Annotated in this window: 26 protein-coding genes and 1 rRNA gene; 12 read left to right on the top strand and 15 right to left on the bottom strand. The window is 67.5% G+C overall.

The features are described from left to right. The coding region (locus tag ACYQ0J_RS07415; protein ID WP_460171532.1) for a transposase at positions 1-416 on the top strand (416 nt) is incomplete at its 5' end. Positions 417-436: 20 nt separating this feature from the next. Here the strand turns inward: ACYQ0J_RS07415 and ACYQ0J_RS07410 are convergent. The 5 genes from ACYQ0J_RS07410 to sppA form a co-directional block, all read right to left on the bottom strand. After that, positions 437-943: an IS630 family transposase gene (locus ACYQ0J_RS07410; protein ID WP_008633626.1), complete on the bottom strand. Its 507-nt coding sequence runs from the start codon at positions 941-943 to the stop codon at positions 437-439. Positions 944-981: 38 nt separating this feature from the next. Beyond that, complete coding sequence (locus ACYQ0J_RS07405; RefSeq protein ID WP_019551665.1) at positions 982-1509, bottom strand: winged helix-turn-helix domain-containing protein; 528 nt, start codon at positions 1507-1509, stop codon at positions 982-984. A 171-nt stretch (positions 1510-1680) separates the two neighbouring features. After that, on the bottom strand, positions 1681-5070 hold the full coding sequence (locus ACYQ0J_RS07400; RefSeq protein ID WP_018110568.1) for a helicase-related protein: 3390 nt from the start codon (positions 5068-5070) through the stop codon (positions 1681-1683). A 268-nt stretch (positions 5071-5338) separates the two neighbouring features. Then, complete coding sequence (locus ACYQ0J_RS07395) at positions 5339-5764, bottom strand: RDD family protein (protein ID WP_460171531.1); 426 nt, start codon at positions 5762-5764, stop codon at positions 5339-5341. Beyond that, a complete protein-coding gene (sppA, locus tag ACYQ0J_RS07390) occupies positions 5758-6696 on the bottom strand; it encodes a signal peptide peptidase SppA (protein ID WP_460171530.1) in 939 nt (312 codons plus the stop codon). Before sppA ends, ACYQ0J_RS07395 begins: the two co-directional genes overlap by 7 nt. 33 nt (positions 6697-6729) lie before the next feature. On the opposite strand from sppA, the gene ACYQ0J_RS07385 reads away from it, so the two are divergent. Continuing rightward, positions 6730-7875 (top strand): class I SAM-dependent rRNA methyltransferase, encoded by a 1146-nt coding sequence (locus ACYQ0J_RS07385; protein ID WP_460171529.1) that lies wholly within the window; start codon positions 6730-6732, stop codon positions 7873-7875. Positions 7876-8031: 156 nt separating this feature from the next. Next, entirely contained in the window at positions 8032-9165 is a 1134-nt protein-coding gene (locus tag ACYQ0J_RS07380; protein WP_460171528.1) for a citrate/2-methylcitrate synthase, read from the top strand. 22 nt (positions 9166-9187) lie between these two features. Here the strand turns inward: ACYQ0J_RS07380 and ACYQ0J_RS07375 are convergent, their stop codons facing one another. From ACYQ0J_RS07375 to era, 3 genes are read right to left on the bottom strand one after another with little or no spacing between them, the layout of a single operon-like run. Next, positions 9188-9997 carry a HesA/MoeB/ThiF family protein gene (locus ACYQ0J_RS07375; RefSeq protein ID WP_460171527.1) on the bottom strand — a complete coding sequence of 270 codons (810 nt, stop codon included), beginning with the start codon at positions 9995-9997 and terminating at the stop codon, positions 9188-9190. Positions 9998-10000: 3 nt separating this feature from the next. Then, complete coding sequence (locus tag ACYQ0J_RS07370) at positions 10001-10882, bottom strand: acyltransferase (RefSeq protein ID WP_460171526.1); 882 nt, start codon at positions 10880-10882, stop codon at positions 10001-10003. Positions 10883-10927: 45 nt separating this feature from the next. Continuing rightward, positions 10928-11833 (bottom strand): GTPase Era, encoded by a 906-nt coding sequence (gene era / locus ACYQ0J_RS07365; RefSeq protein WP_460171525.1) that lies wholly within the window; start codon positions 11831-11833, stop codon positions 10928-10930. Positions 11834-11915: 82 nt separating this feature from the next. Between era and dprA the strand changes: the two genes are divergently transcribed. Continuing rightward, on the top strand, positions 11916-12917 hold the full coding sequence (gene dprA, locus ACYQ0J_RS07360) for a DNA-processing protein DprA (RefSeq protein WP_460171524.1): 1002 nt from the start codon (positions 11916-11918) through the stop codon (positions 12915-12917). Positions 12918-12988: 71 nt separating this feature from the next. Here dprA and ACYQ0J_RS07355 read toward each other — a convergent pair whose 3' ends face one another. Beyond that, complete coding sequence (locus ACYQ0J_RS07355; RefSeq protein ID WP_460171523.1) at positions 12989-13897, bottom strand: manganese catalase family protein; 909 nt, start codon at positions 13895-13897, stop codon at positions 12989-12991. 108 nt (positions 13898-14005) lie between these two features. On the opposite strand from ACYQ0J_RS07355, the gene ACYQ0J_RS07350 reads away from it, so the two are divergent. Genes ACYQ0J_RS07350 through ACYQ0J_RS07335 form a run of 4 tightly spaced genes read left to right on the top strand, consistent with a single transcriptional unit; the run spans position 14006 to position 16321 of the window. Continuing rightward, positions 14006-14959 (top strand): LysR substrate-binding domain-containing protein, encoded by a 954-nt coding sequence (locus ACYQ0J_RS07350; protein ID WP_460171522.1) that lies wholly within the window; start codon positions 14006-14008, stop codon positions 14957-14959. Next, entirely contained in the window at positions 14946-15902 is a 957-nt protein-coding gene (locus tag ACYQ0J_RS07345; RefSeq protein WP_460171521.1) for a branched-chain amino acid transaminase, read from the top strand. The genes ACYQ0J_RS07350 and ACYQ0J_RS07345 overlap by 14 nt, the downstream gene beginning before the upstream one ends. After that, positions 15892-16080 carry a hypothetical protein gene (locus ACYQ0J_RS07340; protein ID WP_460171520.1) on the top strand — a complete coding sequence of 63 codons (189 nt, stop codon included), beginning with the start codon at positions 15892-15894 and terminating at the stop codon, positions 16078-16080. The genes ACYQ0J_RS07345 and ACYQ0J_RS07340 overlap by 11 nt, the downstream gene beginning before the upstream one ends. Position 16081: 1 nt before the next feature. After that, positions 16082-16321 (top strand): hypothetical protein, encoded by a 240-nt coding sequence (locus tag ACYQ0J_RS07335; RefSeq protein WP_460171519.1) that lies wholly within the window; start codon positions 16082-16084, stop codon positions 16319-16321. Here the strand turns inward: ACYQ0J_RS07335 and trmH are convergent. Genes trmH through dcd form a run of 5 tightly spaced genes read right to left on the bottom strand, consistent with a single transcriptional unit; the run spans position 16311 to position 19758 of the window. Next, a complete protein-coding gene (gene trmH / locus ACYQ0J_RS07330; protein ID WP_460171518.1) occupies positions 16311-16895 on the bottom strand; it encodes a tRNA (guanosine(18)-2'-O)-methyltransferase TrmH in 585 nt (194 codons plus the stop codon). The genes ACYQ0J_RS07335 and trmH overlap by 11 nt on opposite strands. A gap of 9 nt (positions 16896-16904) precedes the next feature. Beyond that, complete coding sequence (hisG, locus tag ACYQ0J_RS07325; RefSeq protein WP_460171517.1) at positions 16905-17525, bottom strand: ATP phosphoribosyltransferase; 621 nt, start codon at positions 17523-17525, stop codon at positions 16905-16907. Continuing rightward, on the bottom strand, positions 17522-18610 hold the full coding sequence (locus ACYQ0J_RS07320; protein WP_460171516.1) for an ATP phosphoribosyltransferase regulatory subunit: 1089 nt from the start codon (positions 18608-18610) through the stop codon (positions 17522-17524). Before ACYQ0J_RS07320 ends, hisG begins: the two co-directional genes overlap by 4 nt. After that, positions 18607-19209 (bottom strand): peptidylprolyl isomerase, encoded by a 603-nt coding sequence (locus ACYQ0J_RS07315; protein WP_460171515.1) that lies wholly within the window; start codon positions 19207-19209, stop codon positions 18607-18609. The genes ACYQ0J_RS07320 and ACYQ0J_RS07315 overlap by 4 nt, the downstream gene beginning before the upstream one ends. Before the next feature lie 3 nt (positions 19210-19212). Then, positions 19213-19758, bottom strand: coding sequence for a dCTP deaminase (dcd, locus tag ACYQ0J_RS07310; RefSeq protein ID WP_460171514.1), 546 nt, complete (start codon positions 19756-19758; stop codon positions 19213-19215). Positions 19759-19788: 30 nt separating this feature from the next. Between dcd and ACYQ0J_RS07305 the strand changes: the two genes are divergently transcribed. After that, positions 19789-20676 carry a putative Ig domain-containing protein gene (locus tag ACYQ0J_RS07305; RefSeq protein WP_460171513.1) on the top strand — a complete coding sequence of 296 codons (888 nt, stop codon included), beginning with the start codon at positions 19789-19791 and terminating at the stop codon, positions 20674-20676. A gap of 93 nt (positions 20677-20769) precedes the next feature. Here ACYQ0J_RS07305 and ACYQ0J_RS07300 read toward each other — a convergent pair whose 3' ends face one another. Beyond that, positions 20770-21249, bottom strand: a complete 480-nt coding sequence (locus ACYQ0J_RS07300) for a macro domain-containing protein (protein WP_460171512.1) — start codon at positions 21247-21249, stop codon at positions 20770-20772. 28 nt (positions 21250-21277) lie between these two features. On the opposite strand from ACYQ0J_RS07300, the gene ACYQ0J_RS07295 reads away from it, so the two are divergent. The 3 genes from ACYQ0J_RS07295 to ACYQ0J_RS07285 form a co-directional block, all read left to right on the top strand. Next, positions 21278-21985, top strand: a complete 708-nt coding sequence (locus ACYQ0J_RS07295) for an SDR family NAD(P)-dependent oxidoreductase (protein ID WP_460171511.1) — start codon at positions 21278-21280, stop codon at positions 21983-21985. Continuing rightward, entirely contained in the window at positions 21982-22443 is a 462-nt protein-coding gene (nrdR, locus tag ACYQ0J_RS07290; RefSeq protein ID WP_460171510.1) for a transcriptional regulator NrdR, read from the top strand. The genes ACYQ0J_RS07295 and nrdR overlap by 4 nt, the downstream gene beginning before the upstream one ends. Positions 22444-22545: 102 nt before the next feature. Then, positions 22546-22759 (top strand): 16S ribosomal RNA (locus ACYQ0J_RS07285); the annotation flags it as partial.

Here is a 22759-nt window from a genome sequence, read left to right as displayed (position 1 = left end):
GGGTGTACGGGGCGGAGAGCCGGGAAGAAGCTCTTGGGGCCTTGGAGGAGGTGAAGGCCGCCTGGGGTTCGCGGTACCCGGGGGTGGTGGGGCTTTGGGTGGAGGAGTCTGGAGCCTTCCTGCGCTTCTACGGGTACCCCAAGGTGCTTTGGCCGTACTTGCGGAGCACCAACCTGATGGAGCGGTTTATCCGGGAGCTACGGCGGGGGACGAAGGTGCGGGACCACAAGTTTCCCAAGGCGGAGGCGGTATACAAGCTCCTTTACCTGGAGTCGGAGAGGCAGGCTGCTTCGCGAAGCGAACATCTTGCAGGGAGGTGGGCAGAACGGAAACTAAAGGGGTTCTCGGAGGTGAAGGAGGTGCTGGAGAAGATGCTTCAGGAGCGGTATGCCCCCCGCACACAGACTCTTATATGAAATCCTCCCGATCCATTCCCTCAGCATCCCCCCGGCCACCAGTGAAAAAGAGTGTGGCTCCGAATAAGCTCCGGCTGGGTCTGCAAGTAAGCACAGCGGGCCTCCACCCTCTCCCAAAGCTCCTCCTCCGAATCCACCCGCCCATTCGCTACCACCCCGTCCACCAAGGGCCATACCCGCTCCACAGGCTGTAGCTCAGGAGAGTAGGGGGGCAAAAAGACCAAACCTACCCCCTCCGGTACCTCCACCCGCCTGGACACGTGCCATCCCGCCCGGTCCAACACCACCAGCAACCCCTTCCTCCCCCCAGACCCCCGAAGCCGGGCAAACTGCCGAAGCACCTCCGAGAACACAGCCGCATTCACCGTGGGCAAAAGCCAAAACTCGCTCTCCCCCGTACTGGGACGCACGAAACCGTACACGTACAACCACCGGTACCGCGGCCGCACCCAGGCCAGGGGCGTCCTCCCCCGGGGCGCCCACACCCGCCGGTACACCGGCTTCAGCCCCAGGCGGTGTTCGTCCATGGCCCAGAGCTCCAACTCCAGCCAGGGAAAGAGGTACTTCAGGAGAAAGACCGTGAAGAAGAGGTTTTTTTGAAGGCCTCCCCCTCGGCCAGGTCCCGCTCCCGGTGCCGGGGACGGGGGCGGAGGGGGGCAAAGCCCAGGCGCTTCATCCAACTCCAGGCCCGCCTTGGGTCCACGGGGCGGCCCAGCCTCTCGGAGAGCCACTCGGCGGCGTTCCTTATGGTCCAAATTCCGTCCCGGGGATGGGGTTGCAGGAGGGCCTGGCGGAAGGCCTCCTGGAGTTCTGGGGGGAGCAAGGGGGGCTGGCCTGGGTTTTGGTGGCGGAGGTCGGCCATGGGCTTGCCTTGGTTGTAGCGGTGGAGGGTGTCCCGGACCCAGCGGGTGGAGTAGCCCAGGGTTTGGGCGACTTTTGGGATGGGGTGGCCGGTGGCGAGGAGCCAGAGGGCGTGCCAGCGGGAGCGTTCTATGGGGTCTTGGCTTTCCCGGTACAGGGCGTGAAGGTTATCCGGGTGATGCTGCAGCTTGAGTTGCAGCCGGGGGCGGCGTTGGTGTTTGGCGAGGTCCATGGCCCCATTCTACGGGAGAGGACTAGGGGGATTTCTTATTACACATAACTCTTGACACGACCTGGGCTAGGCCTCCAGGATTTCCAGCGAATAGCTCCTCGGGGTGCACGGGGTATATGATACAAACCCCTCATTTTTGTATCCCAAGCTCCGCTTTGGGATATGGGCATATCACAGGACCACCACCTGCTTCGCCTTGGCCAGAAGCTCCTTCAAATCGTAATTCACGCTGGTGGCCCCGAAGTCGGGCTCCCGCACGAAGGGGGTGGGAATGTAGTGCACTCGCAAGGCTTTCTCCCCGTCCGTCTCCACCACCGCCAGGAACCAGGAGGTGGGCTTGTTGAGGGCGGTGAGGATCTGGGTGCGGGAAAGGGTCACCACCTCCGAGCCCGGCCCCTTGCCCTTGACCTCGATGAAGCGGAGGGTGCCCTGGAGGGTACGGGACTCCACGTCGTAGCCAGGCCATCCGGGGGGCATCTCCTTGGGCTCGTGGCCCAGCCGCCGCTCCGCCAGAAGGACCGCCTCCACCGCCAGCCGCTCCAGGCGCCTTTGCGCTTCCAACTCGGGGGCTTCCACCTTGGGCGTCAGCGGGGGCACCACCAGGATGGCCTGGGAGAGGCGGGGCGGGAGGGACTGAAGGTGCCTGGCCGCCTCCAGCTCCCGCTCCCGCCGCTTTAGACGCTCCCTTAGTTCGTCCGCCCTCCGGCGGGCCGCCTCCGCCCGGCCCGAGGCCCCCGTCTTCCCCGCCTTGGCCCGTTCTTCCTCCCTGGCGGCCAGGCTGTCCCAATGGTAGATCTCCGAAAGGAGCCTCTCCCGCACCGCCCGGAGGGTGCGGTCCACCTCCGCCTGGCGGAAGCGGCGCACCTCCTCGAGGTGTTCCTTGGCCAGCCTAGCGGTGGCGTAGGCCTCCGCCTGGGCCAGAAGCCCAGCCGTGTCCCAGCCTTCCCAAAGCCCGAAAGCCTCGGCTCGCTCCTCCTCCGTGGCCGGGCGTAGGTCTAGGTAGGGGGCGGGCCCCTCCTCCCGCACCTCTCCCTTAGGGCTGAGGCTCAGGTAGAGGAAGCGGCGGGAAACAGGGCCGTGGGCGTCCCGCACCTCGTGCTCCAGGGCCAGGAGGAGGCGGGGGGTTGTGGCGTTCTCGTCCACCAGGACCGTCCCTCGCTCCAGGTTATGGCCCCATTCCCGGAGGACTGCATCCAAAACGCCCTCCAGCAAGGGGTGCCCCGGCACCAGGAAGTCCGCCACCGGCTTCCCAGGAAGGCTCACCTTGCCCTTATGGAAGGTGACCCGGGTGTAGCTCCGCAGGACCCCCGGCCTGGCCTCCCGTACTTTGGCGGGCACGAAGCTCACCTCCATCCGCCCTTCCTCCCGGAGGTAGGCGGTGCCCCCCAGGGCCTCCAGGGCCTCGCGGAAGAAGCTTCCCAGGTAGTGGGGCTGGAGCCTGCGGGCCTCGGCCCGCTCCATGTCCAGGCGCAGGGCCTCCAGGCGCTTGGGGTCCAGGACCTCAGCGGCTAAGGCGTTTTGCAGGAGCTTCTCCAGCCGTTCCCGGTCCACCGCCCCCTCCACCTGGCGGAAGAGCCGGGCCCGCACCTGGGGGTCCTCCCCGTAGCGGATGGCCTCGAGGAGAAGCTCCTTGAGGGGCCTTTCCTGAAAGAGCCTGCCCAGCACGTCAAACACCCGCCCCCCCAGGGCCTGGCTGGCCTCCTCCAGCTTCCTGAGGAGGCGCAGGTAGACCTCCCCCTCCCGGGTGTTCTCCGCCACCAGGTTCCACATGTGGCAGACCTCGGTCTGGCCGATGCGGTGGATGCGGCCGAAACGCTGCTCCAGCCTGGCGGGGTTCCAGGGGAGGTCGTAGTTGATGAGGAGGTGGGCCTGCTGCAGGTTCACCCCTTCCCCAGCGGCGTCCGTGGCCACCAGGATGAGGACCTCCCGGTCCTGGGTGAAGCGGGCCTGGCGCAGGCGGCGCTCCTCCCGGGAGAGGCCGCCGTGGATGGCCACCACCTGTTCGGGCCGCCCCAGGTAGGCCTGGAGGCGGCTTTCCAGGTAGTCCAGGGTGTCCTTGTGCTCGGTGAAGACGATGAGCTTGCGCCCGCGGATGCGCTTGTCCTCCAGGAGGGTCTGCAGCTCCTGCCACTTCCGGTCCTGCTGCCCCCGGAGGAGGGCCTTGGCCTGGGCCTCGAGGCGCCTTAGGGTGGCGATTTCCGCCTCCAGCTCGCTCAGGGTGCGGGCGGCGGTGGCCTGGTCCAGCACCTCGGGGGCGGCTTCCAGTTCCTCGTCGGGAAACTCCTCCTTCTCCTCGATGTCCTCCTCCTCCAGGGTGGGGAAGGCGAGGAGGCCCCGGCGCACCTCCTCCCGGCGGGCCTCGAGGCGCTTCCGGCGCCTCTCCAGGGAGCGGTAGATGGCCAGGGGACTGCTGGCGAGCCGCCTTTGCAACAGGGTGAGGGCGAAGCCCACGGTGCGCCTTTGGCCTTCCTCGAGGGCCTCGGCCCGGTTCATCTCCTCCCGCACGTAGTCCGTTACCGCCTCATAGAGGCCCATCTCCTCGGGGGAGAGGCTGTAGGCCACCGTGTAGGCCCGGCGCTCAGGGAAGAGGGGGGTGCCATCGAAGCGCACCAGGTCCTCCTTCTGCCGCCTGAGCCATAGCCCCTGGGCGTCGGGCGGGGGGCTATTGGGCCGGGGCTTGCCCAGGAAGCGGTCGGGGTCCAGGAGGGCGAGGAAAAGGCGGAAGTCCTCCTCCTTGCCCCGGTGGGGGGTGGCGGTGAGGAGGAGGAAGTGCTTGGCGCGCTGGGAAAGCTCCTGCCCCAGGCGGTAGCGGCGGGTGGCTTTCACCTCCTGGCCGTAGTAGGAGGCGGCCATCTTGTGGGCCTCGTCCACCACCACCAGGTCCCAGTCCACCTCGAGAGCTTTCGCCGCCACCTCGGGAAAGCGGGCTAAGCCGTCCATGCGGGCGATCCAGAGGGGGTGTTCGCGGAAGGGGTTGCCCTGGGAGGTCTCGAGGGTGAAGCGGGAGAAGACCCGGAAGTCGAGGCGGAACTTCTCCCATAGCTCTTCCTGCCACTGGAGGACCAGGGCGCCGGGGGCCACCACCAGGCACCGCTCCAGGGCCCCCCGGAGGGCCATCTCCCGGATGTAGAGCCCAGCCATGATGGTCTTGCCTGCCCCGGGGTCATCGGCCAGGAGGAAGCGAAGGGGGGTTTTGGGGAGGAGGTGGCCGTAAACGGCCTCGATCTGGTGGGGGAGAGGCTCCACCAAGGAAGCGTGTACCGCCATCATGGGATCAAAGAGGTAAGCCAAGCGGATGCGCTTGGCCTCGGCGGCTAGGCGGAAGAGATCCCCCGGGGCATCCAAGGGAAAGCGAGGCGCTTCCTCCACCTGGAGCAGGGCCAGGTCCTCGGGATAGAGGAGGGCTTCCCCCAGCTGGCCGTCTGGGTCGCGGTAGGTCACCTGGAGGGTTTCCCCCAAGAAGCGCACGTGCTCCACCATCACGCCCTTCCCAGGCAAAAGGCCCAGGAGGCGTACCCCTGGGCGCACCCGCTCGGGGGTTAGGGAAGGTTCGAGGGCCATGAGAACAGCTTAGGGCAAGGGGGGTGTACCTGTCGGGTCAATCCGAACATGGGCCATTTTGTGGAAAAGGACCAGAAACGGGGGGCTATTTGGGGGGCTGTTGGAGCCGGAAGTAGGGGGATACTCCCGTACTATACCGGAATACAGTAATCATAAGGACGGGATATCCCGTAGCTATCCGTACGGGTACGTATGTACCTTTTGGGCCTGATAAGCGTGAGGTCGGTGGTTCAAGTCCACCATCGCCCACCAGAGGGGGCCCCGGGGGTTAAAGCCCGGGGCCTTGTTGTTCTTGGCCTCTTCGGACCACCAAGGTGTCGGCGATGAGGTCGTGCCAGGCTTGGCGCCTTGGGTGGAAGAAGGCCCAGAGGTAGCCCAGGAGAAGGGGGAGGGTGGAGAGGGTTTTGCCCACCACCTCCCGCATGAAGGCGGTGAGCCAGTCCACGGGTTTTCCGTCCGTCCGCACCACCTTGAGGCCCAAGGCCATCTTGCCCGGGGTGGCCCCGTAAAGGGCGGTGAAGGCCGTGTAGTAGGCCCAGCCGGGGAGCCACTGGAAGAGGAGGTCCTGGACCAAGGTGGTTGGGCCCAAGGGGTTCACCCCCGCAAGGAGCATGAGGAGGAGGCTTATGGGGACGAGGATGAGGCCGTCCACCAAGGAGGCCACGAGCCTGCGCCAGGGGCTAGCGATCACCATAGGCCACCTCCCAGGTAACGGTACTCCAGGCGGAAGCGGCTTTGGGCGAGGAGGGAGAGGAGGCGTTCTGTCTCCCCGGAGGAGAAGCCCAGGGGGGGTTCGTCCCCCAGGAGGTCCCTCAGGAGACCCTTGGGTTTCTGGTAGCGCACCAAGCGGAAGGCTTCAAGCCCCGCTAGCTCGGCGGCCCGCCGGGCAGCGTCCCCCAGGTACCCTTCCCGGTCGGCCAGGCCCAGGGCCAGGGCCTGTCTGCCCGAATAGATGCGGCCGTCGGCCAGGGCTTTGACCTCGGCCAGGGGCATGCCCCGTCCCTCGGCCACCCGCTTTAGGAAGAGCTCGTAGGCCTCGCGCATGTAGGTCTGGATGAGGGCCCTTTCCTCGGGGGTCAGGGGACGTAAGCCCGAGGCCATGTCCTTCAGGCGTCCCTCCTTGAGGACTTCCACACCGATGCCCAGCTTTGCCAACAAGCCTTCCACGTGGGGCAGGGTGGCGATGACCCCGATGGAGCCGGTGATGGCGGTGGCGGGGGTGAAGATCTCGCGGGCCGCGGTGGCCACGTAGTAGCCGCCGCTGGCGGCCACGGTGCCCAAGGCGGCCACCAGGGGCTTGCTTTGGGCCAGGTCCCGTAGGGCCCGGTGGATGGCCTCGGTCTCCGTAACGCTACCCCCGGGGCTTTCCACGAAGAGGACCACAGCCCGGGCGCTGGGGTCTTCCTTGGCCTGGCGGATTTGGGAGAGAAAGTCCTCCAGGGCCTTACCCGTGGGGATGGTGCCTTTTAGTTCCAGGAGGATGACCTTCTCCCCGCTTCCTTCCACGGTGGCCTCCCGCCAGGGGCGGGCGGCCTCCTGGGGACGGGTAAGGCGGCCCAGGCCCACCACGAGCAGGGCCACCACCAGGGCGAAGAGGAGGAGGGCCAGCCAGCGCTTTCGGTTCATGGTTCCAAGGTAGCACAGGGGTATGCTTTAACCGTGCTGCGGGTGCTGGTCAGGCCGGGGAAGGAGAGAAAGCTCAGAAACTTCTACCCCAACCTCTACCGGGACGAGCTCCTCGAGGCCCCAAAGGAAGCGGGCGTGGCCGAGGCCTTGGCCCAGGACGGAAGCTTCCTGGCGGTGGGGTTCTTTGACCCCGCCTCCCGCGTCCCCTTCCGCGCCTACCGCTTTGACCGGGGGCCCTTGGACCGCCGCTTCTTCCTGGCCCGCTTTCAGAGGGCCCTCCGGAAGCGGGAGGGGATGGGCCCAAGCTACCGCCTGGTCCACGGGGAAGCCGACGGGCTTCCCGGGCTCGTGGTGGACCGCTTCGGGGAGGTCCTGGTCCTGCAGGTGCGCACCCGGGGGATGGAGGCCCTGAGGGAGGTGTGGCTTCCCGCCCTGTTGGAGGCCGTGGGGCCCAAGGGGGTTTACGAGCGGAGCGACGTGGAGGCCAGGAGGCAGGAGGGGTTGCCCGAGCGCGTGGGGGTGGTCTTCGGGGAGGTGCCGGAGGTTCTGGAGGTGGAGGAGGACGGCCTCTTTTTCCCCGTCCCCCTGGCCCTGGCCCAGAAGACGGGCTTCTACTTGGACCAGCGGGAAAACCGCCGCCTCTTTGAGGCCACGGTGCGGCCCGGGGAGCGGGTCTTGGACGTCTATAGCTACGTGGGGGGGTTTGCCCTGAGGGCGGCCCGCCGGGGGGCTTACGCCTTGGCGGTGGACAAGGACCTCGAGGCCCTCGCCGTCTTGGACCGCGCCGCCATGCGGGCGGGGCTTAGGGTGGACATCCGCCACGGGGAGGCCTTGGCGGTGCTCAAGGGCCTGGAGGGGGTTTTTCACCACGTCCTTTTGGACCCACCCACCCTGGTGAAGCGCCCCGAGGACCTTCCCCCCATGAAGCGCCACCTGGTGGACCTGGTGCGGGAAAGCCTGCGACTTCTGGCCCCGGAGGGCTTCGTTTGGCTTTCCGCCTGCAGCTACTACCTGAAGCCGGAAGACCTCCTGGAGGTGGCCCGCCGTGCGGCCGCAGACCGGGGGATGCGCCTTCGGGTCCATGCCCTCACCTACCAGCCCAAGGATCACCCTTGGAGCCTGCACGTGCCCGAAAGCCTTTACCTCAAGACCCTTGTCCTCCAGGAGGACGCCCTCTGAGGCCACCCCATGCTGGCTTTGGGCCGGCATGGGGCCCCGGTGGAAGGGCTAGGTGCCGGATTCCCGGGCTCCCTAGGGCGAAGGAAACAGGGTATGAAGCCTTTCCCTAGTATGATGGGGAGGAAGCACCCCTTGGGTGCGGAAAAGGAGGAGCCTATGGAAGTGGCACGGGGTTTGGAAGGCGTTCTCTTCACGGAGAGCCGCATGTGCTTCATTGACGGGGAGGCGGGCCGGCTTTACTACTATGGCATCCCCATCCAGGAGCTGGCGGAGAAGAGCACCTTTGAGGAAACCACGTTTCTCCTGCTCCACGGGAGACTCCCCAAGCGAGAAGAGCTAGAGGGCTTCAGGAAGGACCTGGCCCGCAGGCGGGCCTTGCCCGACCACCTCCTGGCCTCCTTCCGCCGCTACCCGGCCTCGGCCCACCCCATGAGCTTCCTGCGCACCGCCGTTTCGGAGCTGGGGATGCTGGATCCCGGCGAGGCCGACATCTCCCGGGAAGCCCTCTACCAGAAGGGCCTGGACCTCATCGCCAAGTTCGCCACCATCGTGGCCGCCAACAAACGCCTTAGGGAGGGCAAGGAGCCTATCCCGCCCCGGGAGGACCTCTCCCACGCCGCCAACTTCCTCTACATGGCGAGTGGGGTGGAGCCTTCCCCCGAGCAGGAGCGCCTCATGGATGCGGCCCTGATCCTGCACGCGGAGCACGGCTTCAACGCCAGCACCTTCACCGCCATCGCCGCCTTCTCCACCGAGACCGACCTTTACTCCGCCATCACCGCCGCCGTGGCCTCCCTGAAGGGCCCCAGGCACGGCGGGGCCAACGAGGCGGTCATGAAGATGATCCAGGAGATCGGCGCTCCGGAAAGGGCCCGGGAGTGGGTGCGGGAGCGGCTGGCCAAGAAAGAGCGCATCATGGGCATGGGCCACCGGGTGTACAAGGCCTTTGACCCCCGGGCTGGGGTGTTGGAGCGGCTGGCCCGGCTGGTGGCGGAAAAGCACGGCCACTCCACCGAGTACCAGATCTTGAAGATCGTGGAGGAGGAGGCGGGGAAGGTCTTGAACCCCCGGGGCATCTACCCCAACGTGGACTTCTACTCCGGGGTGGTCTACTCCGACCTGGGCTTCGGCCTGGAGTTCTTCACCCCCATCTTCGCCGTGGCCCGCATCTCCGGTTGGGTGGGGCACATCCTGGAGTACAAGGAGCTGGACAACCGCCTCCTGCGTCCCGATGCCAAGTACACGGGGGAGCTGGACGTGCCTTACGTGCCCCTCGAGGCCCGAAGCTAAGTCCCCCCCGCGGCGGGGGTCCCTAAAGGCCGCAAAAGGCCTCGTAGTCTATGAGTTCCCTCTGGGTGGGGTGGTCCCCGCACACGGGGCAGGCGGGGTTGCGCCTGACCCGGAGCTTGCGGAAACCCGCCTCTAAGGCCTCGTAGAGCAGGAGGTGCCCGGCGAGGGGTTGCCCTAGGCCCAAAAGCACCTTCAACGCCTCGGCGGCCATGAGGCTTCCCACCACCGCGGGAAGCACGCCGAACACCCCGGCCTCGGCGCAGGAGGGGACGCTTCCCGGAGGGGGAGGCTTGGGGAAGAGGCAACGGTAGCAGGGCCCCATCTCCCCCTCCGCCGTGGGGTGGTGGAAGACCGCGAGCTGCCCGTCAAACTGGTAGATGGCCCCGAAGACCAAGGGCTTCCCCAGGAGGACGCAGGCGTCGTTCACCAGGTAGCGGGTGGGGAAGTTGTCGGAGGCGTCCACCACCAGGTCGTAGGGCCTGAGGATCTCCAGGGCGTTGGCCGAGGTGAGGCGCACGGGGTAGGCCACGATCTCCACCAGGGGGTTCTGGGCCAGAAGGCGCTCCCGGGCCACCAGGGCCTTGGGCTTGCCCACGTCCTCGGGGGTGTAGAGCACCTGGCGGTGGAGGTTGGAGACCTCCACCCGGTCCATCTCCACGATGCCGATGCGCCCCACCCCGGCGGCCACCAGGTACTGCAGTACCGGCACCCCCAGGCCCCCTGCCCCCACCACCACCACGGAGGCCCGCTTGAGCCTTTCCTGTCCCTCGGGCCCCACCTGGGGCAGGATCATCTGGCGGTGGTAGCGGTCTAGCTCCTCCTTGGTCCACATGGCCTAGGCCTCCCGGGTGCCGAAGCCGGGGGGGAGGAAGTCGGGGTAGTCGGGGTTCCCCTTGCGGTCGGGGAGCCTGGGGATGAGGTCCGAGGGGTGGGGTTCCCCCTTGCGGCAGTAGGGGCAGTCGTGGCGCACCTTGAAGCGCACGGGGCGCGCGGGCACCCCCAGGGCGATGGCGTGGGGAGGGACGTCCTTGGTGACGATGGCCCCCGTGCCCACCATGGCGTCGTCCCCGATGCGCACCCCGGCCAGGACCGTGGCGTGGTAGGTGATGCGCACCCCGCTCCCGATAATGGTCTCCTTCAGGGTCACGTCGGGGGAGGCCAGGACGTGGTGGGTGTGGCTGTAGACGTTCACGTAGTCGGACAGGGAGGTGCGGTCCCCGATCTTGATGCCCCCGATGTCGTCCAGGAGGACGTAGCGGTGGACCACCACGTCGTCGCCCAGCTCCAGGTTGTACCCCACGGAGAACTCCACGTTTTGGAAGAACTTGGGGTTTTTCCCCACCCGCTTAAAGATGAAGGGGGCGAGGGCCCGGCGGATGGCCACCCCGGAGTGCACGGACTGGCCCAAGGGGGTGAGGTCCAACACCTTCCAGAACCAGAGGAGGGGCTTTACCTTCCGGAACTTCTCCTGGTCTGTGGCGGCATAATACTCGGCCTCGAAGGTGATCCCCTCGGGGTCCAGGCCCATGGCCGCCAGGGGGTTGGTCTCCAAAAGCTCCGCGTAGGGCCTGCCGTAGAGGAGCCGGGCAAGCTCCTCCCGCACCAGGGCGTTCCGGTCCACGCCGGGGTCGGAAAGCCGTTCCGTGAGGCCGCCAAGGAAGCGGTCCAGGGCCTTTTGGTGAAGGGGGGTTATTCCTTGGGGCAGAAGCCAGGGCATATGGGTTATGGTAACCGGAGAAGGCGGAGGGGAGCCCGCCAGGCCTCACCTTACCGAGGAGCGGTAGCCGAGCTCCCTCAAGGCCTCGGGGTCCTTGCGCCAGTCGGGGTAGACCTTGACCTCCAGGTCCAGGTAGACCTTGCGGTTCAGGAAGATCTCCAGTTGCTTCCTCGCCGCCTGGCCGATCTCCTTGAGCTTCCTTCCCCCCTCCCCGATGACGATCCCCTTCTGGGAGGGCCGCTCCACGTAGAGGATGGCCTTGATGTAGAGGACGCCGTTTGCCCGCTCCGCCACCTCCTCGGTCTTCACCGCCACGGCATAGGGCACCTCGTGCCAGAGGCGCTTCATGGCCTCTTCCCGCACGATCTCCGCCACCCATTCCCCGAAGTCCTGGTCGCTCTTGGCAAAGTCCTCGGGGTAGTAGAAGGGTCCCTCGGGGAGGAGGGCAAGGAGTTCCGCCTTGAGCTCGGCCACCTGGTGCTCGTCCAGGGCGGAGAGCATGCGGGCCTCGGCCTCGGGAAGGAGGGCGTGGTAGGCCTTTAGGGCCTCCTCGGGGTACTTGGCCGCATCCAGCTTGTTGCCCACCAGGAGGATGGGCACCTTGCCCGCCAGGGGCCTCAGGGCCTTGGCCACCATCTCGTCCTCGAGGGTGGGGGGGTGGCGCAGGTCCACCACCCACACCACCGCGTTCACGTCCGAGAGGGCCTCGTAGACCTCCTGGTCCATGAACTCCCCCAGGGCGTCCATGGGCTCGTGCAGGCCGGGGGTGTCCACGAAGACGATCTGGCGCTTCCCCTCGGTGAGGATGCCCCGGAGGCGCTTGCGGGTGGTCTGGGGGCGGGGGCTCGTGGGGGCCACTTTCACCCCCAGGAGGTTGTTGAGGAGGGTGGACTTGCCCACGTTAGGCTTGCCCACGAGGGCCACGAATCCGGAGTAGCTTTTTTCTTCCATGGCGTTAGGTGATCCCGGCCCCCTGGGATTGGCCCTTTCGGCCGGGGACCGGACCTTCCAGGTTTTAAGTATACTCCAGCCCGTGGACCCCCTGGCCCTCGCCTTCCTGCCCGGAATCGGTCCCAAGCGGCTTCTGGAGCTCTTGGCGGCGGAGGACCCCTTGGCCCTTCTGCGGGAGCGCTTCCCCCAGGCGGCGGCGGGGTGGAAGGAGGCGGAGGCCCGGGCGCGGGCGGAGAGGGAGCGGGCCTCGCGCCTGGGGGTGCGCCTCCTGGGCCTTTGGGAAGAGGGGTTTCCCGAAGGCCTTAGGCGGCTTCCGCAGCCGCCCACCCACCTCTACCTGAAAGGGGAGCTTCCCGAGGAGGGGAGGGCCGTGGCCCTGGTGGGGACCCGGCGGGCCGCGCCCTGGGCCTTGGCCTTCGCCCGGAGGCTCGCCCGGGAGCTTTCCGAGGCGGGGCTTTGGGTGGTTTCGGGCCTCGCCCGGGGGATTGACCGGGAGGCCCACCTGGGGGCGCTGGAGGGGGGCGGGCGCACCCTGGGGGTCTTGGGAAGCGCCTTGGACCGTCTTTACCCCCCGGAGCACCGGGCCTTGGCGGAGCGCATGGACCTCCTCTCCGAGTTTCCCTTTGGCACCGAGCCTAAGCCCGAGTTCTTCCCCAGGAGGAACCGCCTGATCGCGGGGCTTTCCCGGGCGGTGGTGGTGGTGGAGGCCCCCCTCGAGTCCGGGGCCCTCATCACCGCCCGCCACGCCCTGGAGCTGGGGAAGGAGGTGCTGGCGGTGCCGGGCCGCCCCAGCGACGAGAACTCCAAGGGGGCCAACCGCCTCATCCAGGACGGGGCCTATCCCGTGCTCTCCGCAGACGACGTCCTCTCCTACCTGGGCTTGGACCAGAGGCCGAAGGAGGCCCCGGCCCTTTCCGAGGAGGAAGGGAGGGTCTACGCCTTCCTGCAAGGGAAAGAAGCCCTCCCCGAGGACCTGGCCGCGGCCTTGGGGCTCCCCCCGGAGAAGGTCCTCTCCCTCCTCACCCTCCTGGAGCTCAAGGGCCTGGTCCGGGCCCTCCCGGGGGGGAGGTACGGGGCGGGTTAAGCACCCCACCGCGGCGAAGGCCGCGGTGGGGGCCCCAAAGGGGCGGATACGGGGGGTGGGTGCTTGGGGCTTTACTTCGCCTTCTCGTAGAGCTTCTTGGCGATCTCGTAGAGCTCGCCCGGGTGGAACTCGGGGGCGAACTCCGCGGCGTCGTGGCCCGCGTCGAAGACTGGGCCGCCCGCGGGGGGGCCGTCCACCACCACCACCGCGCTCCCGTCCTCGGGGGAGGCCCCCTTCCAGATGAGGCCCAGGTCCTGGTAGTCCTCGAGGCTAAAGCGGTAGAGGTTCCTGTGGAAGCCCAGGTCCATGTACTTCTTGGCCTCGGGGATCTTGCCGTTGTCGATGCGGGGGATGGGGAGCATCTTGGTCATCTCCACCCCGGTGAGGCTCTCCAGGGCCTTGCCGTAGGCGGCGGCGTGGACCCCGCCCCGTACCAGGAGGTAGCCGATCATCTCCCGGGCCACGGGGTTATCGGTCATCTCGTAGACCCGGAGCTTGTGGGTGCGGGCCGCCACCTCCAGGAAGAAGTTGTGGAGGAGGTCCAGGATGAGGTTGCCGCTGGTGAAGACGTACTCCCCGTGCCAGTGCTCCCCCATGGCCCCCATGACCAGGCTGTTGGCCCCGCCGGCGATGTAGTGGGCGGCGTTGCGGGCGTCCTTGGCGAAACCCAGGGGGGCGCTCACGGGGTCCACGCCCTCTTCCAGGTCCTTCCCCGGGTTCTTGGCCAGGAGGCTGTTGATGGTGGCCGCCACCAGCTCAATGTGGCCCAGCTCCTCGGTGGCGATGTTGGCGATGAGATCGTAGTAGGGCTTGAGGGCCTTCTTGCCCCGGAAGTTGAAGGACTGGTACATGTAGTTCATCAGGGTGGACATCTCCCCGAAGCGGCCACCCAAAAGGGCCTGGACCGCAGCGGCGGCGTTTGGGTCCTGTTCCTTGGGCATGGGTAGCTGGATCTGCAACCGGTCGATCCGCAAGAACATGGCTTACCTCCTTCGCCTCGGCCCCTCTGGGCCAGGCAGTTCCCACCTTAGGGAAGGAGGGAGCATAAGTCCAATAGATTTGGCAGGCCATAGAAATAAACTAGAGCTATGTACCCGACCCTCAACCAGCTGCGCTACCTGGTGGCCTTGGCGGAGGAGGGAAGCTTCACCCGGGCGGCGGAGCGGGTCTACCTCACCCAGCCCGCCCTGAGCGTGCAGATCCGCAAGCTGGAAGAGGCCCTGGGGGTGAGGCTTTTTGACCGGAGCCGGGGGGAGCTTACCGAGGTGGGCCGGGCGGTGGTGGCCCAGGCCCGCAAGGTGCTGGAGGAGGTGGAGCGCCTTAAGGCCTTGGCCCAAGGGGAGGAGGGGGGGTTCCAGGGCCCTTTTCGCATCGGGGTCATCCCCACCCTGGCCCCCTACCTCCTGCCCCGCCTCCTGCCCGGCTTTGCCGGGCGTTACCCCGGCCTGGAGCTGGTGGTGCGGGAAGAGCTCACCCCGGCCATCCTCCGGGGGCTTTTGGACGGCAGCCTGGACGCCGGGCTGGTGGCTACCCCCGAGGAAGAGGCGGGCCTTAGGGGCATCCCCCTGTTTGAGGAGGCCTTCTTGGCCTACGTTTCCCCGCACCACCCCCTTTACCCCAAGGAGGCCATCCACCCCTTGGAGATCCCCCTCGAGGACACCTGGATCCTGGCCGAGGGGCACTGCTTCCGCGACCAGATCCTGGCCTTGTGCCGGCCCGGCCTGGCCCGGCGGCGCCTGGAGTTCCAGGCGGGGAACCTGGAGACCCTGGTCCTTCTGGTGGAGGAGGTGGGAGGGCTAACCCTCTTGCCCGAGGTGGCCCTCTGGACCTTGCCGGAGGCCAAGCGGGTTCACCTCCGCCCCCTGAGCCCCCCGGGGGCCGGGCGCACCGTCTTCCTCCTCCTGCGGGAGGGAGGGCTGAAGGCCCGGGCGGCCCTCCGGCTGGCCGAGGAGGCCAAGGGGGTGTTCCAGGCCTTGCGCGCCGAGGTGGGAGGGCAAAAAAGCGTTATGATGGGGGCGGAGGTTCGCCATGACCAAACCTGAAGCCAAGGGTGGGGACGTGCACATCAAGGCCGGCTTGATCTGGATGAACGGCAACTTGGTTCCCCAGGAGGAGGCCAAGACCAGCGTCCTCTCCCACGCCCTCCACTACGGCACCAGCGTGTTTGAGGGCATACGGGCCTACGAGACCCCCAAGGGGCCTGCCATCTTCCGCCTCAAGGAGCACGTGAAGCGCTTCTACAACTCCGCCAAGGTGCTCCGCATGGAGATCCCCTTCGCCCCGGAAGAGGTGGAAGAGGCCATCAAGGAGGTGGTACGGAAAAACGGCTACAAGAGCTGCTACATCCGCCCCCTGGCCTGGATGGGGGCGAAGGCCCTCGGGGTCAACCCCCTCCCCAACAACCCCGCCGAGGTGATGGTGGCCGCCTGGGAGTGGGGGGCCTACCTGGGGGAGGAGGCGGTGCGGCGGGGGGCCAGGCTCATCACCAGCTCCTGGGCCCGCTTCCCCGCCAACGTGATGCCGGGCAAGGCCAAGGTGGGGGGGAACTACGTGAACTCGGCCCTGGCCAAGATGGAAGCCGTGGCCGCCGGGGCCGACGAGGCCCTCCTTCTGGACGAGGAGGGCTACGTGGCGGAAGGCAGCGGGGAGAACCTCTTCTTTGTGCGGGACGGGGTCATTTACGCCCTGGAGCACTCGGTGAACCTGGAGGGCATCACCCGGGACTCGGTGATCCGGATCGCCCAGGACCTGGGCTACGAGGTCCAGGTGGTCCGGGCCACCCGCGACCAGCTCTACATGGCCGACGAGGTCTTCATGACCGGGACCGCCGCCGAGGTGACCCCGGTCTCCATGATCGACTGGCGGCCCATCGGCCAGGGAACGGCGGGGCCCATCACCATGAGGCTTCGGGAGGTCTACCTGGAGGCCGTCACCGGGCGGCGCCCCGAGTACGAGGGCTGGCTCACGTACGTGCATGGGCAATAGGCGGTTGCGCAAGAGCGTGGAGAGCTACCAAGCGCGCATCCGTGAGCACCAGGCCAAAATAGAGGAGGAGTTGCGTGGGCCCGAGCCCAGGTGGGAGCTGATCCGGTACTGGGAGCGCGAGATCCGCGCCTACCAGAAGCGGGTGGAGCGGCTTCTCCGCAGGATGGGAAGGAGGTAGGATGCCCAAGGCGGAAGCCCGGAAACGGGCGCGCAAGGAACACCTGAGGGAGGTCCTGGGGGTGCTCCTGGACGAGCTGGACGAGGCTTCCAGGGCCTTCCAAAACGCTTGGAAAAGGGCCAAGGAAAACCCGGGGGACGAGGAGGCCTGGGGAGAGCTTCAGGTTCGGGTTTCCGTTCTCGGCGTCAAGGCCCAGGCCCTGGAGGAGCTTTTGGAGGAGGAGGCCCTCCTCACTTCCTGAGCCAGTCCGCAAGTACCTCCTGGTAGAGCTCTGGATCCAGGCGGGGCTTCTCGTAGAGCCCGGCCCGGAGCCGCTGTCCCTGGGCCTCAAAGAGGATCACCGCCGCCGCCACGGAGACGTTCAGGCTTTGCACCATGCCGAGCATGGGGATCTGGATGGCCCCGTCGGCGAGGGCAAGGGCCTCCTCGGAAACCCCCCACTTCTCCGCCCCCAGGAGGATGGCGGTGGGCTTGGTGTAGTCCACCTCCCGGTAGTCCACGGCCCCTTCCCGCAAGGCGGTGGCGTAAACCCTGAAGCCCCTTTCCCGGAGGTGGCGGAAGGCCTCCTGGACGCCGGGGTGGACCCGGAGGTAGACCCACTTGTGGCTTCCCCCGCTGGTCTCGTTGAAGGTGGGCACGCCCCCCGTGGGGTTCACCGCGTGGGCCTCGAGGACCCCCACCGCGTCGCAAGTGCGCAGGATGGCGGAGAGGTTGTGGGGTTTGTGCACGTTCTCCAGGAGGACGGTGAGGTCGGGCTGCCGCCTCCGGAGCACCTCCTCTAGACGCCGCCTTCGTTCCTCGGTGCGTTCCCTCATGGTTGCGGTCTAGGTTCCCTGGGGCTCGCGCAGCCTGGCGATGAGGGGCTTGAGGATTTCCCTTTTGAGCTTCAGGGCTTGGCGGTTCACCACGAGCCTGGCCGTGGAGTGGGCCAGGACCTCCACCTCCACAAGCCCCGCCGCCCTCAGGGTGGCCCCCGTCTGCACCACGTCCACCACCGCGTCCGCCAGCCCCGTGACCACCGCGAGCTCAATATTTCCGGAAAGCTCCACCACATCGGCCAAGAGGCCCCTTTCCTTCAGGAAGCGGGCGGTGAAGTTGGGGTATTTGGTGGCGATGCGGCGGATGGGTCCCGTGTCCCCGGGGCGCCTTATGAGGGAAAGCCGGCAGGCGCCAAAGCCCAGGTCCACGGGCTCAAAGAGGTCCCTTCCCGAGTCCAGGAGGATGTCCTTTCCCACCACCCCGATCTCGGCGATGCCCAGGTCCACGTAGACGGGCACGTCCTTGTTGCGGAGTTCCAGCAGGGCGATGCCTCCCTCCTCCCCGTGGAGGAGGGCCCGGGCGTTTTCCACGGGGGGCAGGTCCAGGCCCGCCCGTTTTAGGGCCCCGTAGGCCTCCTGGAACATCCTCCCCTTGGGGAGGGCGACGGTGAGGAGGTAGCGCCTCACGGTTCCTCCTCCGCGCGCCAAAGGTGCGCCCCCCGCGCCAGGTAAGGGATGCCCCGGGCCTTGGCGTAGGCCACGGGGTCTTCCCCGTGGAACAGCTCCGCCCGCATCCTCCCCGCGAAGTGGCGGAGGGCCTCTAGGTCCAGGGCCAGCACCTCCGGGGAAGCCTCCTTCTTAGGGGGTTTCAGGGCCTCCAGGGCCCTTTCCACCCCCAGGGCGAAGCCCGCCGCCTGGGGCAAGAGGGCCCCGTCGTACCGCCCCCCTCCCAGGAGGGGGAGGCCGAAGCCCGGGGTGTAGGCCCGGAAGAAGATGCCGGAGTAGTACTCGTAGCGCCGGGCCATGCCCAGGTCCAGGAGGACGGGCCTTCCCAAGAGGGCCAGGGTCTTTTCCAGGTGGCGGAGGGCCTCCTTGGCCCTTGGGGGCAGGGGCAGGCCTTTGGCCTCCTCCAGGACCTCCTTCTCCCCGTAGAGGTCGGGGAGGGCGAGGAGGGTCTTCCGGGCCTCCTCCGGCACGGGGTGGCGGGCGAGGAGGGCCTGAAGCTCGGGCAGGTTCTTGCGGTGGATGGCCCTTTGCGCCTCCTTCTGCGCCCCTTCCGGGAGGCCCGAGGCCCGGAGCACCTCCCCCACCAGGCTCGGTAGCCCCACCTCCACCACGCCCCCTAGGCCCAAGGCCTCGAGGGCGGCGAAGGCCAGCTCCAAAACCTCCGCATCCGCCAAGGGGCCCGTGGCCCCGATGAGCTCCAGCCCCACCTGGGTGTACTCCCGGAGGCGCCCGAGCTCCGCATCCGCCTCCCTAAGCCAGAGGGCCCCCGCGTACTGGAAGCGGTGCACCCCTTCCGGGAGGCTTCCCTTGAGGAGCCGGGCCAGAAGGGTGGTGAACTCGCTCCTCAAGGCCAGGACCTCGCCCGTGCGGTCCACGAGCTTGAAGGCCCGCTCCGCCAGGGGGTGGGCGGGGTCGTAAAGCTCCAGGGCGGGGAGCTCCACGGGCTCGTAGCCGTGGCGCAGGAAGAGATCGCGTAGCCTCCCCACGAGCTCGGCCTTGAGCCTTGCCTCGGGGGGCAAAAGGAAGCGGGTGCCTTCGGGGATCATTCCTTGACCAGGATCTCCACGCGGAGGATCTTGTCCCGGGTCCCCCCGGCCCCCGGCCCCTCCGTGGGGGAGAGGCGCTTCACCACGTCCATCCCCTCCACCACCCGGGCGAAGAGAGTGTACTGCCCCGTGAGGTGGGGCGTGGGGGCCAGGGTGATGAAGAACTGGCTTCCGTTGGAGTTGGGGTCCTGGGTGCGGGCCATGCCCACCAGGCCCTCCCGGTCAAAGGCCAGGCCGGGGGCGATCTCCAGGCCAAAGGCATAGCCGGGGCCTCCCCGTCCGGTGCCCGTGGGATCCCCGGTCTGGGCCACGAAGCCGGGGATGACCCGGTGCCACGCCACCCCCTCAAAGTAGCGGTGCAGGGCCAGGAAGACGAAGGAGTTCACGGTGTTGGGGGCTTCTTTCTCCAGGAGGTCCAGGAGGATGTTCCCCTTGGTGGTCTCGAGGCGGGCGTAGTAGTCCTTCCCCGGCTCCAGCACCGCCTTGGGGGCGGTGAAGGAGCGCACGGGGGTCTCCGAAAGGTAGGGGACGGGCTTCATGCTCTCACCCTTGCAGGCGCTGAGGAAGAGGAGGAGAAGGAAGAGGACGCGCACGCCCATAGCCTACACCCGGGGCAGGGTGATGCCCCTTTGCCCCTGGTACTTCCCCTTTCGGCTCCGGTAGGTGGTCTCCGGCCTCGGGCCCTCCAGGAAGATGATCTGCACGATGCCCTCCCCCGCGTAGACCTTGGCGGGCAGGGGGGTGGTGTTGGAGATCTCCAGGGTCACGTGCCCCTCCCAGCCCGGCTCCAGGGGGGTCACGTTGGCCACGATGCCGCACCGGGCGTAGGTGCTCTTGCCCAAGGCGATGGCGATCACGTTTTCCGGCATGCGGATGTACTCCACGCTCCGGGTGAGGGCGAAGGAGTTGGGGGGGATGATGACCTCCTCCCCCTCGTACTCCACGAAGCTTTTGGGGTCAAAGCGCTTGGGGTCCACCACCGTGGAGAACACGTTGGTGAAGATCTTCCATTCTGTGGCGGCCCGGAGGTCGTAGCCGAAGCTGGAAAGGCCGTAGCTGATCACCCCCTCCCGCACCAGGCGCTCCTCAAAGGGCTCGATCATGCCCTTCTTGGCCATCTCCCGAATCCACCAGTCCGGCTTCACCATGCCCTCAACTATACCGGCTAAACTCTTCCCATGCGGAAGCTCTGGCCCCTGGTTCTTTTCCTCGCCGCCTGCGGCACCCAGGACCCCACGGGGGTGGGGACGGAGCCCTTGCGCCTCACCGCCACCAGCCTCCCCCCCGCCTACCTGGGGGAAAGCTACGCCTACGCCTTCAGCGCCGAAGGGGGGGTGCGGCCCTATAGCTTCGCCCTGGAAGGCAAGCTTCCCCAGGGCCTCGCCTTCCAGGGGGGCCGGATCAGCGGGGTACCCCGGGAGAAGGGCCAGTTCGCCCTCATCCTCACCGTGGAGGACGGGGCCAAGAACAGCCGGGCGCAGCGGCTCACCCTCACCGTTTCCGATCCGCCCCCGCCCAGGCTTTCCCTGGTGGCCCCCCCGGCCCAGGTGGAAGGACCCTTCCTCCTGCTGGCCCGGGTGGAGGTGCGGGAGGCCATGGGCTTCCAGCTGGAGCTTCCCTTACGGGATCTGACCCCGGACTTGGCCAGCCTGAAGGCGGCGAGCCCCGTCTACCTCTTGGGCTACGACCCGGAGGCGGGGCTTTTGCGCCTGGATGTGGCCTTCGCCAAACCCCTGAAGGACCAGGAGGCCTTCCGCCTCCTCCTTACCCCGCAAAAGGCCCTTGTCCCCAGGCTTTCTCCCCGGGTGGTCTTTTACGACAAGGAGGGGAAGCCCCTGGGCCAGCCCCTTCCCCGGGGCAAGCCCTTTTCCAGTCTGCTGGAGCTGGCCCAGAACTGGGGCAAGGAGGGCAAGGGGCTCAAGGGGGACCTGGACGGGGACGGCCGGGTGGGGGAGGCCGACCTTAGGGCCCTGGCGGCGGATTACTTCCCGAAGGGAGAAGCCGCCCCAAGCCCCACCCCTCCTCCCGGCGGGGGTGGGGAAGACCAGCCCCAGGGGGCACCGTGAGGGTACGGGTGCGGCCCCTTCGCAGGGAGGCGCTTCCCACCGCCGCCTGGGCTACCGGGAAGTGGAGCGGATCGTCTGCTTCCGCAAGCCCCTCTAGAGGGCCCGGCGGATGGTCTCGGCGTCCTCCTTGCGGTAGCCGTAGAGGGTGACCTCCAGGGTGTCCGGGGCCTTCTTGATCTCCTCCAGCATCACCCGGGCCACCGCCTCCACGGGAAGCCCCCCCACCCCGGTGCCCAGGAGGGGGAAGGCCACGGTCTTCAGGCCGAGCTCCACCGCCTTTTTCAGGGCGCTTTCCGTGGCCTTGCGCACCGTATCTAAGCTTGCGGGCTCATCCCCGAGGACGGCGGCGTGGATCACGTAGCGCACGGGCAGGTTTCCTGCCCCCGTCACCGCCGCCTCCCCCACCCGGATCTTGCCGATGCGGTCGCACTCCTCCTGGATGGAGGGCCCCCCCTTCCTGAGGATGGCCCCGGCCACCCCGGCCCCCAGCTTCAGGTGGTTGTTGGCGGCGTTGACGATGGCATCCCCCTGGAAGGCGGTGATGTCCCCTTCTGCCACGCGGATGCGGGCCATGCCCTTATTTTCCCGTACAATGGGCCTGATGTCACGGGATCTCTTGGGCCTCGAGGGCCGGATCGTCATGGTGACGGGAGCCGGGAGGGGCTTCGGGCGCGCCATCGCCCACGGCTACGGGCGCAACGGGGCCACGGTCATCGCCGTGGACCCGGACGTGGAGCTGGCCACGGGGGTGGCCTCGGAGGTGGAAGCCCTGGGGGCCACCGCCATCCCCATCCGGGGGGACATGAGCGTGGTTTTGGACGTGACCAGCACCTTTGAAAAGGTTGAAGAGCTTTTCGGCCTATTGGACGGCATCGTCCACGTGACCACCGCCGAGAGCAAGACCCCCTTCGTGGAGCTTTTGGAAGGGGAATGGTACGACCTCATGAGCCAGGACGTGAAGAGTAGCCTCTACGTCCTGCAGCAGGGCCTGCGCCACCTGGCAGGGGGGGGGTTCGTCACCCTGGTCCTGCCCCCCGCCGCCCGCGTGGAGCCCCACACCCTCTCCGTGCGCAAGGCGGTGGAGGGGCTGATCGAGGGGGCAAGCCGCACCTTTCCCGGGGTGCGGGTCAACGGGGTGGTGCCCTCCCGGGATCCGGCGGGAGAGGCCCACGACCAGGCCCTGGTACGGGCGGCCCTGGGCCTGGGCTCCATGGTCTCCGAGGGCATCCGGGGGGTGGTCCTGGAGGTCCAGCTCCCCGAGCCTCCCATCTCCCCGGAGGTTTACGAACTCCTGCGGGAAGTGCCATGAAGTGCCCTTACTGCGGCCACCCCGACACCCGGGTGGTGGACTCGAGGCCCTCGGACGAGGGGGCGGCCATCCGCAGAAGGCGGGAGTGCCCTTCCTGCGGCCGTCGCTTCACCACCTACGAGCGCACCCAGCTGGAGCCCCTCATGGTCATCAAGCGGGACGGCCGCAAGGAACCCTTTAACCCGGACAAGCTCCTAAGGGGCCTCCTCCTGGCCTGCGAGAAGCGGCCGGTGGATCAGGAGGTCTTGCGCCGCTTCGCCTACGCCTTCGAGGACCAGGTGACGGGGCCGGAGATCTCCTCGGAGGAGATCGGCCTCAAGGCCATGGCCTTCCTGCGCGACCTGGACCACGTGGCCTACATCCGCTTCGCCTCCGTTTACCGGGAGTTTGACTCGGTGGAGCGCTTCATTGAGGAGATCCGCCGCCTGGGGGGTGTTGACAAGCGGGAGGAGGGTTGATAGCATGGCTTTTGCTGCGCGGGCGAAGGCCCAAGCAGGGGGATCTTGAAAAGGGGAGAGCAGAGGCAACACACCTAGCCACCAAACGCCTTTTAGGCGTTTTTGTTGGAGAGTTTGATCCTGGCTCAGGGTGAACGCTGGCGGCGTGCCTAAGACATGCAAGTCGTGCGGGCCATGGGGTTTTACTCCGTGGTCAGCGGCGGACGGGTGAGTAACGCGTGGGTGACCTACCCGGAAGAGGGGGACAACCTGGGGAAACCCAGGCTAATCCCCCATGTGGACGTGTCTTGTGGGGCACGTTTAAAGGGTTTTACCC

Source organism: Thermus sp. FJN-A (genome assembly GCF_054655095.1).
The sequence above is the reverse complement of the archived record's forward strand: the minus strand, read 5'-3'. Positions and strand labels throughout refer to the sequence as shown.